12 protein-coding genes are annotated in these 14,446 nt (G+C 45.8%); 2 read left to right on the forward strand and 10 right to left on the reverse strand.

Annotated elements, in window-relative coordinates; genetic code table 11:
- Window positions 1–175: 175 nt before the first annotated feature.
- Both NG833_RS00870 and hisG read right to left on the reverse strand, forming a co-directional pair.
- The gene (locus NG833_RS00870; protein ID WP_254563444.1) at window positions 176–2,050 is read right to left on the reverse strand and encodes an ABC transporter ATP-binding protein; all 1,875 of its coding nucleotides are present in this window, start codon (window positions 2,048–2,050) and stop codon (window positions 176–178) included.
- A gap of 82 nt (window positions 2,051–2,132) precedes the next feature.
- The gene (hisG, locus tag NG833_RS00875) at window positions 2,133–2,777 is read right to left on the reverse strand and encodes an ATP phosphoribosyltransferase (RefSeq protein ID WP_254563445.1); all 645 of its coding nucleotides are present in this window, start codon (window positions 2,775–2,777) and stop codon (window positions 2,133–2,135) included.
- 165 nt (window positions 2,778–2,942) lie between these two features.
- Here hisG and NG833_RS00880 point away from each other — a divergent pair, with 165 nt between their 5' ends.
- Both NG833_RS00880 and NG833_RS00885 read left to right on the forward strand, forming a co-directional pair.
- A complete protein-coding gene (locus NG833_RS00880) occupies window positions 2,943–3,656 on the forward strand; it encodes a response regulator transcription factor (RefSeq protein ID WP_254563446.1) in 714 nt (237 codons plus the stop codon).
- A gap of 117 nt (window positions 3,657–3,773) precedes the next feature.
- A complete protein-coding gene (locus tag NG833_RS00885; protein WP_254563447.1) occupies window positions 3,774–4,394 on the forward strand; it encodes a hypothetical protein in 621 nt (206 codons plus the stop codon).
- Between the two features lie 239 nt (window positions 4,395–4,633).
- On the opposite strand, the gene NG833_RS00890 is transcribed toward NG833_RS00885, so the two are convergent.
- From NG833_RS00890 to NG833_RS30790, 8 genes are all read right to left on the reverse strand, one after another.
- On the reverse strand, window positions 4,634–5,947 hold the full coding sequence (locus NG833_RS00890; RefSeq protein ID WP_254563448.1) for a serpin family protein: 1,314 nt from the start codon (window positions 5,945–5,947) through the stop codon (window positions 4,634–4,636).
- A 98-nt stretch (window positions 5,948–6,045) separates the two neighbouring features.
- Complete coding sequence (locus tag NG833_RS00895) at window positions 6,046–6,897, reverse strand: metallophosphoesterase (RefSeq protein ID WP_254563449.1); 852 nt, start codon at window positions 6,895–6,897, stop codon at window positions 6,046–6,048.
- Between the two features lie 204 nt (window positions 6,898–7,101).
- Entirely contained in the window at window positions 7,102–7,776 is a 675-nt protein-coding gene (locus NG833_RS00900) for a glutathione S-transferase N-terminal domain-containing protein (protein ID WP_254563450.1), read from the reverse strand.
- A gap of 376 nt (window positions 7,777–8,152) precedes the next feature.
- A complete protein-coding gene (locus NG833_RS00905) occupies window positions 8,153–9,214 on the reverse strand; it encodes an NAD-dependent epimerase (RefSeq protein WP_254563451.1) in 1,062 nt (353 codons plus the stop codon).
- A gap of 6 nt (window positions 9,215–9,220) precedes the next feature.
- The gene (locus NG833_RS00910; protein WP_254563452.1) at window positions 9,221–10,504 is read right to left on the reverse strand and encodes a nucleotide sugar dehydrogenase; all 1,284 of its coding nucleotides are present in this window, start codon (window positions 10,502–10,504) and stop codon (window positions 9,221–9,223) included.
- Window positions 10,505–10,554: 50 nt separating this feature from the next.
- A complete protein-coding gene (locus NG833_RS00915; RefSeq protein WP_254563453.1) occupies window positions 10,555–11,658 on the reverse strand; it encodes an MraY family glycosyltransferase in 1,104 nt (367 codons plus the stop codon).
- A gap of 323 nt (window positions 11,659–11,981) precedes the next feature.
- Window positions 11,982–13,205 carry a glycosyltransferase family 4 protein gene (locus NG833_RS00920; protein WP_254563454.1) on the reverse strand — a complete coding sequence of 408 codons (1,224 nt, stop codon included), beginning with the start codon at window positions 13,203–13,205 and terminating at the stop codon, window positions 11,982–11,984.
- Window positions 13,206–13,292: 87 nt separating this feature from the next.
- Window positions 13,293–14,426, reverse strand: coding sequence for a glycosyltransferase family 4 protein (locus tag NG833_RS30790; RefSeq protein WP_254563455.1), 1,134 nt, complete (start codon window positions 14,424–14,426; stop codon window positions 13,293–13,295).
- Window positions 14,427–14,446: the final 20 nt, after the last annotated feature.

Genomic DNA, 14,446 nt, shown 5'->3' on the forward strand with positions numbered 1-14,446 from the left:
ACTGAAGTCGTTACTACGAACATGAGAAGAGAACGACTGAAGTCGTTACTACGAACATGAGAAGAGAACGACTGAAGTCGTTACTACGAACATGAGAAGAGAACGACTGAAGTCGTTACTACGAACATGAGAAGAGAACGCCTGAAGGCGTTACTACGAACTCAGAAAGATATGCTTACTTTCCTAACATCTGTAACTGATATAACCCGGCATAGAGTCCACCTTGTTGTAACAATTCCTCGTGACTGCCTTGTTCCACCAGTTGACCTTGCTTGAGGACGAGAATGCGATCGACATTTTTAATCGTCGAGAGACGGTGGGCGATAATAATCGCTGTGCGGTCCTGTAATAAATGGTCTAAGGCATCTTGAATTAACGCCTCCGTTCCTACATCTAAACTAGCGGTTGCTTCATCTAGCACTAAAATTTTAGGATTGCGAATCGCCGCCCTGGCAAAAGCTAACAGTTGCTTTTGTCCCCCGGATAAATTAGTTCCCCGTTCCCGCAATTGGGTATTGTATCCTTGGGGTAAATCCTCAATAAAACTGGCGACATTGGTTCGTTCTGCGGCGGATTGAATCTCAGCTAGGGTATAGGTTTCTCCCAGGCTAATATTACTTTTAACATCTCCCGCAAACAAAAATCCATCCTGCAAAATGACACCGATATGCTGGCGTAATTCCGCTTGGCGCATATCTCTAACATTGACGCCATCGACGAGAATTTGACCTTGACTCGCTTCGTAGAGACGACACAACAACCGGACAATCGAACTTTTTCCCGCCCCGGTGGGCCCGACTAGGGCGACTTTTTCACCCGGTTTGATGGTAAAGTCGAGGTTCTTGAGAACATATTCATCATTTTTATAGGCAAAGGAAACGTTCTGGAAGCGAATTTCTCCGGCATGAGGGTTCGAGTCATTGAGAACCTGAGAACTTTTCCCTGGGGTGGCACCTTGCCACGGGGCACCCACTGCCCGTTCTTTGACATCGGGGTCGCGAATTTCGATGGTTTCGTTGAAGATATCGCTAATCCGTTCAATGGCGGTAAATCCCGCTTGAATGGCGGTGAATTTATCGGCAAATTGGCGCAGGGGGTCAAATAAGCGTTGGGAAAATAGGATAAATTCCGCTAATTTCCCGACATTCATGGTCTCACCGAGGACGAGTTTGCCGCCTAACCACAAGACTCCGGCGATCGCCACAAAGGCAATCCATTCCAAGGTGGCAGAAACGGCAGAGTCATAAAAAATGGTTTTGTCAACGGCTTTAATATAACGCTGGTTATTCACCCGGAAAATTTCCGCATTAAAGGCTTCCCGGCGAAAGATTTGGACCACGCCAACGCCGACAATATTTTCTTGTAACTTAGAGTTGAGGGAGGAGAGTTCTTCTCTGGCTTTATAGTTTTCTTGGCGATATTGCTGTTGGAAATAAATAATTAAGGAAGCGATGGGAATCAGCATCATCAACAGCAGGAGTGCCAGTTGCCATTGCCGATAGAACATGATGATTAAGACGATCGCAATCGAAAATAAGTCCGTGACTACTCCAATTGCGCCGGTAGAAAACACCTCCCCGAGGGCTTCCACATCGCTAGTCAGGCGGGTAATCAAGCGTCCGACAGGAGTGCGATCGAAAAACCGAACAGCCAAAGCGGTGACGTGCTCAAACAAATCATTGCGAATATCGGCAGTGATTTTCTGCCCGACTTCCTGAACGAAATAGGACTGAATCGCTTGTAAGGCAAATCTGACCGTAATCGTGAACAAGAGTAACCCAGAGAGAAGATTTAAACCTTGTCGGAGGGCCAGGGTTGACAAAAACGGGAGATTCGTGGGTTCGCCCCGGATCAGGGAAATCGCCTGTCCGATAATAATCGGTTGGACCGCCCCTGCCAAGGCTAAGGGGACTAATAAGATCAGGGAAATCCCCAACAGACGACTACTGCGACGGGCATAAGGAACCAAACGCAGAAATAAACGCCAATCATTTTCGCGACGGCGCGATCGGCCTTCTTTGGACGTTGGGGGCGGTGATAAGCGAGTCATCAATAAACCTTGACAATGGAAAACAGATGTCATCCCACTGTAGCGCAACCCCCGAGGCGATCGGTCTTGGGGACCCCCGGGATTATACGGCGGTTGTTGTCATTTCGCGGATGGCGGCAATGCGATCGCAGATGCCATCGGTATTCAGACGATAGCTAATCGGGTGGGCAATCAATCTCGCCGAACTTTGAAATAACACTTCCATTTCAATCAGGCCATTTTCCTTGAGAGTCCGTCCAGTGGAGACCAAATCCACGATCGCCTCCGACATTCCCGTAATCGGTCCCAGTTCCACCGAACCCGACAGGGGAACGATTTCCACCGGCAAATCCAACCGTTGAAAGTATTCCCGGGCACAATGGACAAACTTACTGGCAACTCGTCCGTGGGCGGGTAAATCCAGCGATCGCCGGTAGGGACTCGACTCCTTCACCGCCACGGATAACCGACAGTGACCAAATCCCAAATCCAGGACATGGGCCACTCGCGGCTGTTTTTCCCGCAATACATCATAACCGGCAACCCCCAACTGCGCTTGACCGTACTCCACATAAACCGGCACATCATGGGTCCGGACCAACAGCGCCCTGGCAGTTCCCGTGGGGTCTAAAATTTGCAACTGTCGATTGGACGAATCCAGAAATGCACTAAAATCCAATCCCACCGACTGCAACAGTCGGATGCTATCGGTTAACAACGATCCTTTCGGTAAAGCGACGGTCAGCATAAGACAAAATGAGAATATCGGTTTTAAATTTTACTGGGGAATGGGGACAAGATTTTAGATCCAGGGGACAAGAAACCCGGGTTCTGGCCCTAATTCGGGGCCAACGGGGCATCAATGTTGTGAAAAAACTCCGTTTCAAACCTTCAACCATCACAAATCATACCAATGCGAATTCTTTTAGTGGATGATGAAGTTCAACTCACGGAACCCTTAACTCGGGTTCTGACTCGGGAAGGATATCAAGTAGAAGTCGCCTCCGATGGCGCAACCGGGGCCGAATTAGCCAGACAAGGGGGATATGACTTGCTGATTTTAGATTGGATGTTACCCCATCAATCCGGATTAGCTATTTGTCAGGAAATCCGGCGTCAAGGGGATGTCACGCCGGTTCTATTTTTGACGGCGAAAGATACCTTAGACGATCGCGTTCAAGGACTGGATGCGGGGGCCGATGATTATTTAGTAAAACCCTTTGAATTGCTAGAATTATTAGCGCGAGTCCGAGCACAATTGCGGCGATCGACCACCCAGAAAACCTCCAATCCTGAGACTCATCTCCACCGGGATGACCTGGAACTCGACCTTGACAACCAGTTAGCGTACCGAGGGGGGCGCACCATCGAACTCTCGGAAAAAGAAAGCACCCTCCTGGAATATTTTATGCGCCACAGCGGACAATTACTCACCCATAGCGAAATTTATCAACATTTGTGGCCCACCGGGGAAAAACCCAGCAGCAACGTCCTCGCCGCCCAAATTCGCCTACTCCGACGCAAAATTGAAGCCCCCGGGGAGGTGCCATTAATTCATACCGTTTATGGCAAAGGGTATCGATTTGGGTCCGGGGGTGAACCGTCCTCATCATCAGGCCCCGAGTAGATTTTAGGCGGATGATTCCGGCAAGAAATTAGAGTCCGGAATCAGGATATCCCGAATTAAGTCTGACGAACAGAAAATTGAACTATTCACTGATTTAGCATTGAGAAGCGGAAAGTTATGTATTTGGATTATTTGCGGAAAACTCTGACTCAATTGGGCCAAAATCGGGGTAGATTTAAGCCCCTAGGGTTACCGCTTTTATTGGCGATCGTCACCCTGACTACCGTAAGTTGCACGACATCCCCCCAATCCTCCCAATCTCCCCAATCTCCCCCATCTACCCAATCCCCCCAATCTCCGGTAGTCAATCCGACTTCACCCCCGATTCAGGACGATCGCGGCAGCGATACACCGGATGAAATGCCTCCAGTCGCCTCCTCGGTGTTACCTCAAACCAATGCCCAAGGGGATTATACAGGTAAATCTAATCATATCTATTGGCGAGTCGTAGACCCAGACCCCAATGGGTTGAACTGTCGCATGGGCGATCGAACCATTGAGCAAGTCTGGACTCCCTCTTCCGGGGCCTTAAATATCGGCAGTTGGCCCGTAACAGGAACATTACCCCCCGATTCCACCTTCCAAGCAGCACTTTCTCCCGGTGGGTTTGTCTTAACCTTTGATGCCAACAATCAACCCTGGATCTTTGTAGAAAGTAGCAACGGACCCGAACAAACAAACAATTGTTTCATTCGCGCCAATACCAACTACATCCAACCCCTAACCAACTCTCGTTAATGTTCTCCAAGTTTGTAGTAACAACTTCAGTCGTTCTCCAAGTTTGTAGTAACAACTTCAGTCGTTCTCCAAGTTTGTAGTAACGACTTGCTGTCGTTCTCCGGTGTTCATAATCACAACTTCAGTCCGGGTTTTCGTCCGTGGGAGCATCTTCATTCCTATACAGGGAGTAAAATGCTCCCACTCCTGAAGTTGATGAGCAGAACCCTTGAAAATTGCTCCCTCTAAACTTTAAAAATTCACAGCATCGGATTAACCAAGGTCCCCATAAACAGCAAAGTGCCAGTAGTATCATCCCGAATTGCGAAAAAGAAAGGGCGATCGATAATCATTTCCACTGGCCCACTGCGAGTACCCAGTATTCCGGTTACTGCTGATGCTTCCGTCCCTTCTTCATTCACCTCCAAAAATGTTTTATGCTTAATTTTACTAATCCAAAAAGGTTCAGGAGTAATTGAGCTAAAATCTGCCTGAGAGCTAAAAGCTATCCCCATATTCATCGCGGTTAGAATACTTTTTAATTCAATATCATATTCTATCTTAAACCGTGGCAGTCCCAATCTGACTGGTTTGTTTTCCCAATATTCTTTAAGCCATAAATTCCAGTTTTCAGAATTCAATTGCTCTAAAAATAAATCTAAACCCACTTCAGGATTAGGCAGGAAAATATATAAATTTACTTCAGCGGTATTGCCATAAGGCAAAGCAATCGCCTGAAACAAGGCATTTTCATAGTAAGCAAACTCTTGGGTTTGAAACATCAGGGGATGCGGTTTACTCTGTCCATTGGCTAAGGCAAATGGATGCTCACGAGTGTCCGATTCAGAAAATGGACTCAACCAGGCCGATTTAAAGTAAATAGCATTCACCAACAGAGAAATCGTGCCGCTATCCAAATCATTAGGCTCTAAAATATGGTCTATTCTCTGACGAGTTTCTTCCGCTACCCAGCCATTAATGACGGGTGCAGCAGTAGCGGGGCTACTAAAATCAATTTCCCGAGTTTGGGCTTGATAATGGGTTTCGTTCCTTTGAATAAAATTAGAATTAAAAGAGCCACCTTGTTTTATCCAGAAAGAATTGGCAATAGCTATTTCTACTTCTGAATCCATTTCTTGCAGGTGAGTATGGAGTGCGGATATGATAGAATCAATTTGCTCTTGTTCCATCCCTGGAGTTTCCAAAACCGAGGCGATCGCCTCGTGAGTTGCGCCCGTTGCCCCACCATTAAGCATTTGCAAAGCCAGAGTTAAACTCAAGGGAGAAATAAAAATATTATTGGCCTTTTCTTGTTGATAAATTCGAGAAAATAATTTAATACCAAAGCGAGTATTGGCCGCAATAATGGGTTTAGTCGTCACCGAATTTTCTAGGGTTTTATTCAAAGTTATCCATAATGGCCCGATGGGTCGATGATCGCTCATTTTGATAGCAGGAATCAGGGCATAAGGGGGTTCGGAACCCTCCAATGTTGCCATCCAACCCAGGGTTGCGATCGCCACTGCACCTAGTAAAGCGATCGGTCTTACCGCATTCATAAAATCTTTTTTCATACCAGTCCATTACATTCTATTTATCTTCAAGGCAGAACCTTGTAGACAGCACCCTGAGCAATTTTAATTCTGGGATATTATGGGGGTGTAAAACCGCTTTATCCCCTCTGTTTATCCTGATGTTCCTGCAACGTAATAATCGTCACTTCTGGGGGACAAAATAGCCGTCCCGGGAAATAAGTTCCCAATCCCCGACTCACATAAAGTTGATTGTTTCCCACCTGATGCAACCCTTGAGACCACTCCCATCGCTCCACAATTTTATAACTGTTTTTGGATAAATAAGGAATCCATTGCCTCAACCATTTAGGAACTTTTTCACGAAAGCATTTGAAATAAGCTGGAAGGGGTCCAATTTGGGGTAAAATAATTTGTCCCCCATGAGTATGACCGGATAGCTGTAAATCAACCCGAAGTGTTTGCAAATAAGTTGCCGTATCGGGATTATGGGAGAGAACAATTCGCGGAATTGATGCCTCAATGCCGGGAAAAACTGCCTGAGCATTAAATTGACCCGACTGCACCTCTGCCATCCCCACGACGGCTAAACCTGACCCCAAAGGATAGACTACTTCGTTCCAGAGAATAGGAATTCCAATCTTCTCGAAGGCTGCAATAATGGTTGACTTAGAATGAGGCACCTTAATATCATGGTTGCCTAAAATACCATAGATACCCCGGCGACTTTGGAGATGCTTGAGTTGCAATGCCAAAGCATAAATGCAGTCAGGATTCTGGGTTACATAGTCACCAGTCAGCAGGACCAAATCGGGGTCAGCTTGATTGGACACTGCGATCGCCTCCGCCAAGAGTTTATCTGACAATCCCTCCTTTTCATAATGAAAATCGGATAACTGGACTAATTTTGTCCCAATCAGATCCGTGGGTAAATCGGCGATCGCCACGTTTAACCGTTCAATTTTTAACGATCCGGTCAAAAACCCGTGCATACCTGTAATTATCCTCGTGGACAGATAATCCCAGCATAACAAACTTTCTCAAATCAACCCTCAAAGATATTCTTTGTAGTTTGTAGTAACGACTTCAGTCGTTATCCCCGCTTCGGTGTCACAACTGAAGTCCTCCCTCCCATCCCCTATAAAATTAACCCGCTTCCTTTTCTCCGGCGCTATTTTCTCTTAAAAAAGAGTAATTTATGCAGGGACTGCCATCCCCCGTTGTACTGCCGGACGTTCCTGTAGTAATTCTACCCAGCGCTTCAGATGGGGATGTTGTTCCAAAGTCAACCCCATAAACTCGTAACTCGCCACCCAAGGAAAAAGCGCAATATCTGCAATAGAGTAATCCTCAAGCGCAATATAGGGGCGATCGGCCAATTGTCTATCTAATACCCCATACAATCGTAAAGTTTCTTGCTCATAACGGGCGATCGCATAAGGAACTTTTTCCGGCGCAAACCGATTAAAATGATTAAACTGCCCAAACATCGGACCAACACTGGCCATCTGAAACATCAACCATTCCATCACTTGATAGCGAGATTTTGTCTCCCTTGGCAATAATTTCCCCGTTTTTTCCGCCAGATACATCAAAATAGCCCCCGATTCAAACACTGTTATTTCTGTATCATGGTCGATAATTGCCGGAATTTTGCTATTAGGATTAATCTCCACAAAATCTTGGGAAAATTGCTGCCCTTGGGTAATATCAATTTTATGGACATTGTAAGAAATACCTAACTCTTCTAACAGAATAGAAACCTTGCGTCCATTGGGAGTTGGAAAGGTATAGAGGTCGATCATCGTTTGAAAGTCTCCTAGAATTGGGCGATTATTATACAAGATTACCCCTAATTTAAACAGAGTCATTGGAGCTAATTTGGTATCAATTGTACTTGACAAACAGGCCCGGATAGATCAGACCGGATTCAGGGACTAGAAATGATATCCCGGGATATCTGGGGCCTATCCAGGAGTTGAAGCAGGGGCCTGACCAGAGTCGGGCGGATTCAGCATCTAGGAGTCGTCATATAAAAATAGGGAATGTGGTCGTCCACATTCCCTAAAGGGCAAACAATTTAAACTAACCTGATAACCCAATATCTCAAACCCGTTAGGATATTATAAACAACAACTGAGTTTGAATGAAGCTGATCAATATTGCGATAATTAACAGTGTTCAGATCCTAGTCAAACCAACTTGATTGAGAGACTTCCTCCCTTAATTTTTTTAAACATATTCCGCTCAGTCTAGCGTAGGTAAACACTCAGCAAGACCTGGCTGTCCATTACCAGAAAAAGGCCGATAATAGGACTGATACCAAGAAACAAATCGGGGAATTCCCACCTCCAGGGGAATACTGGGGCGAAATCCTACATCTTGCTCTAATTCCTCAATATCGGCATAAGTCGCAGGTACATCCCCGGGTTGCATGGGAAGGAATTCCTTTTCTGCTTTTTTGCCCAGACAGTCTTCCAAAATTTCAATAAATCGCAACAATTCAACCGGCTGATTGTTGCCAATATTGTAAACTTTATAAGGAACAGCAAGACCGGGGCTACGAGAAAGCGTTTCCGTTGCTTCTGGATGGTTCTGAGGGATGCGATCGAGAACCCGGACTACCCCGGTGATAATATCGTCAATATAGGTAAAATCTCTTTTCATTTTACCATAGTTAAAAACAGGAATCGGTTTTCCGGCTAATATCGCTTCGGTAAACAGAAACAACGCCATATCGGGACGGCCCCAAGGACCATAAACCGTGAAAAATCGCAGACCCGTGGTTGGCAATCCATATAAATAGCTGTAGGTATGCGCCATCAATTCATTGGCTTTTTTAGTCGCCGCATATAAACTAATCGGCGCATCTACATTATCCCGAACAGAAAAGGGCATTTTGGTATTTGCGCCATAAACTGAACTGGAAGATGCAAACACCAAATGGTTGACATTGTTGTGCCGACACCCTTCTAAAATATTCGTGAACCCGATTAAGTTACTCTCCACATAAGCATGAGGATGGGTTAACGAATAACGCACCCCCGCTTGGGCCGCTAAATTAATTACCCGGTCCGGTTGATAGTCAGCGAACAGTTTTTCTATTCCTTGGCGATCGCTCAAATCTAATTGGCAAAACTCAAATTGGGGATGCGCTTGCAACAACGCCAGTCGCGATCGCTTTAAATTAACATCATAATAATCATTCAGATTATCGATACCCAGAATCGCTTCCCCCCGTCCCAGCAACCGCTGACACAAATGAAAGCCAATAAAACCAGCCGCCCCAGTCACTAAAATCGGTTTCATAACCCGTTATAAACTCCAGTAAACTATTTTTGAAGGAAAAAGACTCGGACCCAACACTGATTTAATATCCATAAAAATGCCCTCGGGATTCAGACATTGGATTAACTCATCCGGTGAGCATTCTAAATATTGACGATGGGGTACCGCTAGAATCAGTGCATCCAAGGCAAAAAAATCAGACCAAGGACTCATAGAAATGCCATAAACTTGGTGAACTTCCTCCGGATTGGCAATGGGATCATGGACTAAAGGTCTGATTCCAAACTGTTCGAGTTCAACCACAATATCGGGAACCCGAGTATTGCGAGTATCGGGAACATTCTCTTTAAATGTCATTCCTAAAATACCCACACGAACCTGCTTGATGGGAATATTTTCATGATTAGTCAACAGTTTAATTAACCGCTGACCCAGATAACGCCCCATATTGTCATTGATGCGCCGACCCGCGAGAATGACCTCTGGACGATAGCCGACTTGTTGAGCTTTTGCAGTTAGATAATACGGGTCAACACCAATGCAATGACCGCCTACCAATCCCGGTTTGAAGGGTAAAAAGTTCCACTTAGTCCCAGCAGCAGCCAATACTTCATGAGTCGAGATATTCAAGCGGTCAAAAATTAAAGCCAGTTCATTCATTAAGGCAATATTCAAATCCCGCTGAATATTTTCAATCACTTTGGCAGATTCTGCCACTTTAATCGAAGGAGCGCGATAAACTCCCGCATCAATAATCGATTCATAAACCTGTGCCACCCGCTCTAATGTCTCCGCATCTTCCCCAGAAACCACTTTAATAATTGTTTCCAGCCTATGTTCTGGATCTCCAGGATTGATGCGTTCGGGAGAATAGCCTAATTTGAAATCAATACCTGGACGCAATCCAGATTCTCGGGCTAAAATGGTTCCGCAAGTTTCCTCAGTCACCCCGGGATAAACTGTAGATTCATACACAACGACCGAACCGGGTTGCAAGACTCGCCCCACCAGTTCTGATGCTCGGATTAAAGGGGTTAAATCGGGATAATGATTGGAGTCAATCGGGGTGGGAACAGCAACAATGAAAAAGTTGGATGATTTTAAATGATTGGGATCATTGGTGAATTGAAGAGAAGTTGATTTTAAGTGATTTAAACAGACTTCTCCCGTCGCGTCGATTCCCTGGGTGAGGGCGTGAATTTTCTCCGGTTTGATATCAAATCCAACGGTATCTGGAAACTTTTTAGCTAAGGCAATGGCTAAGGGTAGCCCGACATAACCCAGTCCAATAATTGCAATTTTTTCCGACATAATGGGGTGTGGTTTAATTGAAAAATTGAATAGAAACGTGGCATCAAGGATTAAAGTTGGGGCTGTTTATAAACTGGCGGAGAAGCTAACGATTCGGAGTCTGAAACGAACCGGGAAGGGTGAGAATCCGGGGTGGGTTGTCCGGTATCGGAAAGGTCCACTTGCTCAAACCAAAAGAAGGCCGCGATCGCCAATAAACCGAGAATCATCACACTCGGTGCGGCGATCGCCCAAGATGGGTTAAGCGCGATCGCCACTCCTACCGCATTGCAAACGCCCGCTGCTTTATAAATTCGTCCCACCCCTTGGGGAACCGTTAACCCCATCCGTACCAACCGATGGGAGCTGTGATCCCGTCCTCCATCAGTGAGTTTCAGTTGGCGACGCAGACGTGAGAAGGTAACCAGGGTTGTATCAAAAATTGGAACTGCTAAAATAACGATGGGAACTAGCCAAGTTCCGGAAAATTCTGCATTGGGGGAAATGACCATCAATCCCAGGGCCGCTAACAAAAATCCAATAAACAGACTGCCCGCATCTCCCATAAAAATTGTGGCCGGATGCCAGTTAAACCGCAGGAATCCCAAGGTAATCCCGAAGATCGTCCCACAAACGAGAACCAAGGGAATTTGTCCTTGGACCCAGGCGATCGCCCCGAAACCAACACAGGCGATCGCACTCACCCCCGCAGACAGACCATCCATATTATCTAGCAGATTCAGAGCATTGCAGATTCCGACCACCCAAAATAAAGTCAGGGCAATATCCAACCCCTGAATTCCCGTTAAATGTATAAAAATCCCACTAGAGACCAAAGCAATGCCCGCCAACAGTTGGCCGACCAGTTTAGGTAGGGGATTGAGTCCGCGCAGGTCGTCATACAATCCCATCCCCGCCAGCAACGTCGCGGCGATCGCCAGAGTCACCCCTTGGGAGAATAACCACGGTGAATCAACAATCAGTAAAGTCACAATAAAACCTACATACATCGCAATTCCGCCTAACAGGGGAATCGGACGACTATGTGCCTTGTGCTGTCCCGGTTTATCCAGCCACCGAAAACGGCAAGCGGCATAGCGGGCTAGATAAGTCCCTCCACCCGCCAGAGACATCGACAAAATGACAGCCTCAGCAAGTAACCAATGTGTAGTCATGAAATTGCCCTAATCTGGTACATTTGGGTTCAGTACAGAGTGAAAAAACACCACAAATCACCTCAATGGTTAACTCAGCCGCCATTTTGCGGATTGTATCCTCTGGCGATCAGCTAACACAGTGTTCTTCCAGTCACCCTGCTGTCAAATGCACCTCAAATGGCCTAGGGACTCAACCAACCCACCACAAACTTGCATCGGATTGGGTTTGTCCTAAACAAGATTCCATCTAAAAACCCGGCTGCTGAACTAAAAATTCTGATTTTTAGTCAGAAGAAGAGTATAAAAACCTGTTTTTTAGTTGCGTTGCGTCAGTCTTTAGTCTAACTACGTTTCTCCGGTGATACAATCCCTAGAGAAAAGGGACGAGTCTTAGCAACAAGGGTTAAAGTTTTGTAAAACTTGTCCATATCAGCAACTAACCGTTCTGACGTATAGTTTTGTAACGTCAGGGTTTGCGCTTGTTGTGCGAATTGAGCCGTAGTCGTAGATTCCTGAAATAAAGTGAGAATAGCTTCAGCTAAAGCGTTCGCGTCCCGGGGGGGAACTAGACGCCCAGTGTAACCTTCCTGGATTAAATCCGCAACCCCCCCAACCCGGGTAGAAATCACCGGACAACCGGCAGCCATTGCCTCAATCAAAGAAGCCGGAGTCCCTTCATTATCCGAGGAAATCACCACAGCATCCAAATCCGCATACACTTGCGCCAAATCCCGACGCCATCCGGTGAAGATGACCGCTTTTTCAATGTGCAACTGTTCGGCGTAAGTTTCAAGTTCCCCACGCAGTTCGCCATCGCCAACGATCGCAAAACGCAGATGGGGATTTTGGTGATAAGCGATCGCAGCCGCCTCCAGAAATAGATGCAAATTTTTAATCGGCACCAAACGCCCTACCGCACCCACTAAACCGACATCCGCCGGTAAATCGAATTCTGCACGAAACTGATTTGTGGTTGAGACGTCCTTGAGCCGATGGAGTTCCAGACCCAAAGGAATCACTTCAATGTGGGAAGCATCGGTGATACCATAGCTGACAATTTCCGATTTCAGGCGATCGCTAATCGTAATAATCCGGCTACTCAGCTTCGCACAAAATTTCTCTAATTCAATAAAAAACCGAGTTTTCGCCGCCCCAAAATACCCATGAAACACATGACCATGAAACGTATGCACCACCCAGGGCACCCCCGCCCACCGCGCCGCCAATCGTCCCACCAAACCCGCTTTTGCCGTATGGGTATGAACAATATCCGGCTTCCACTCCCGCATTAATTGATACAGTTTGAGCAGAGTCGCAATATCCTGACGAAAATTAATTTCACGCCCCAAGTCTGGAATAATTTCCATCGCCAACTGACGTGCCGCAAATTCATCTTTGAGCGTCCCTTCACGACTGGTTTCCATCCCAGTCACTAACAAACACTCATACCCGAGATGAGTTAATCCTTCATTAAGTAAAGTAACATGAGTGGCAGGACCACCCACATTCATACGAGCGATAATTCGCATCACGCGGATGGGGGGGGGAGGGGAGGAAAAAAGCATAGTAAGTTTAAATTGATTAAAGGTAGATTAAAATCAAGACTGATAGCAATAGAGAATAAAACTGGATTCGTTCCCAACCGATATTTTTCATGTTACTCGGGAAATCCCTAATACTTCATCGTAAACTGCGATCGTTTTTTGTACCATGCGATCTACAGTAAACTCTTGTTCCAATCTTTGACGCCCAGCGAAACCAAATTGCTGGCATAAACTTGGGTTGTCTATCAGTTTCAGCAATCCTTGCGCTAAAGCATCCGAGTTGTCCGGAGGCACCAGTAAACCCGTTTGTCCATCAATCACGATTTCAGGAATTGCCATGACATTGGAAGCAACTACGGGTTTACTAACAGCCATTGCCTCTAGCAAAACCAGTCCAAATCCTTCGCCAAAAGTAGGAAAAGCAAAGATATCAAACTCTGAAACAACAGCACTTAACCTGGGTTGTTGGAGATAGCCCAGGAAATGAGTATTTTCGACAATTCCCAAAGTCCTGGCTTGTTCTTCTAATTGATGGCGATAAAGGCCGTCACCAACAATTACTAAAGAGGCTTGTGGGTGCTGTTCTAGACATTTTGCAAAAGCATCAAGTAGAACATGGACGCCTTTTTGATGCAGCAGACGGCTAACTGTCCCGATGATAGGTTTGGAAAAGTTAACTAATTCTTTGGGGTGTTTAGTGATAGGTTGTATGTCTTCTATCTCAATTGCATTGGGGATGACCCGCATCTTTGCCAACGGAAGTTTTTCGGTCTTCACCAACCATTCACCGATCGCTTTTGATACGGTGATAATTTGCTGCTGCTGTGAAGCTGCTAGGCGATCTAAAAAACCGTATTTTTTTTTAGAACGCCAAGGATTGAAACCATGTTTCGTGGAAATAATTGCTGGAATACCTGCCAATCGTGCGGCTAAACTGCCATAGATATCAGCATGGAATAAATGGGTGTGGATTAAGTCAAAATAGTTTGGTATGAGATAGTCTGTGATCTGGAAAACTAGGAGTGGGTCTATATCTGCACCCATCGAGATTCGATAAGTCGGAATTCCAACCGCCTGCATTTGTTCGATGAAAGATTCTGGACCGTCTTCGGAGTCCGCCAAAACGAGCATGGTTGTATCGTAACCATACTTTTTTAGCTGTGGGAGTAAGGTTAGCAGGTAGTTTTCTGAACCGGCAATGCCCGCGACTTTCTGAATATGGATAATTTTTTTTGTATTCACTGGAGTAATAATGTAACTAT

Source organism: Oscillatoria sp. HE19RPO (assembly GCF_024220515.1).
GTDB lineage: Bacteria > Cyanobacteriota > Cyanobacteriia > Cyanobacteriales > Laspinemataceae > Laspinema.

Excerpts from the sequence above, each read along its gene's own strand:
- NG833_RS00870 (WP_254563444.1), bottom strand. The coding sequence starts at position 2,050 with ATGACTCGCTTATCACCGCCCCCAACGTCCAAAGAAGGCCGATCGCGC.
- hisG (WP_254563445.1), bottom strand. The coding sequence starts at position 2,777 with ATGCTGACCGTCGCTTTACCGAAAGGATCGTTGTTAACCGATAGCATC.
- NG833_RS00880 (WP_254563446.1), top strand. The coding sequence starts at position 2,943 with ATGCGAATTCTTTTAGTGGATGATGAAGTTCAACTCACGGAACCCTTA.
- NG833_RS00885 (WP_254563447.1), top strand. The coding sequence starts at position 3,774 with ATGTATTTGGATTATTTGCGGAAAACTCTGACTCAATTGGGCCAAAAT.
- NG833_RS00890 (WP_254563448.1), bottom strand. The coding sequence starts at position 5,947 with ATGAAAAAAGATTTTATGAATGCGGTAAGACCGATCGCTTTACTAGGT.
- NG833_RS00895 (WP_254563449.1), bottom strand. The coding sequence starts at position 6,897 with ATGCACGGGTTTTTGACCGGATCGTTAAAAATTGAACGGTTAAACGTG.
- NG833_RS00900 (WP_254563450.1), bottom strand. The coding sequence starts at position 7,776 with ATGACTCTGTTTAAATTAGGGGTAATCTTGTATAATAATCGCCCAATT.
- NG833_RS00905 (WP_254563451.1), bottom strand. The coding sequence starts at position 9,214 with ATGAAACCGATTTTAGTGACTGGGGCGGCTGGTTTTATTGGCTTTCAT.
- NG833_RS00910 (WP_254563452.1), bottom strand. The coding sequence starts at position 10,504 with ATGTCGGAAAAAATTGCAATTATTGGACTGGGTTATGTCGGGCTACCC.
- NG833_RS00915 (WP_254563453.1), bottom strand. The coding sequence starts at position 11,658 with ATGACTACACATTGGTTACTTGCTGAGGCTGTCATTTTGTCGATGTCT.
- NG833_RS00920 (WP_254563454.1), bottom strand. The coding sequence starts at position 13,205 with ATGCTTTTTTCCTCCCCTCCCCCCCCCATCCGCGTGATGCGAATTATC.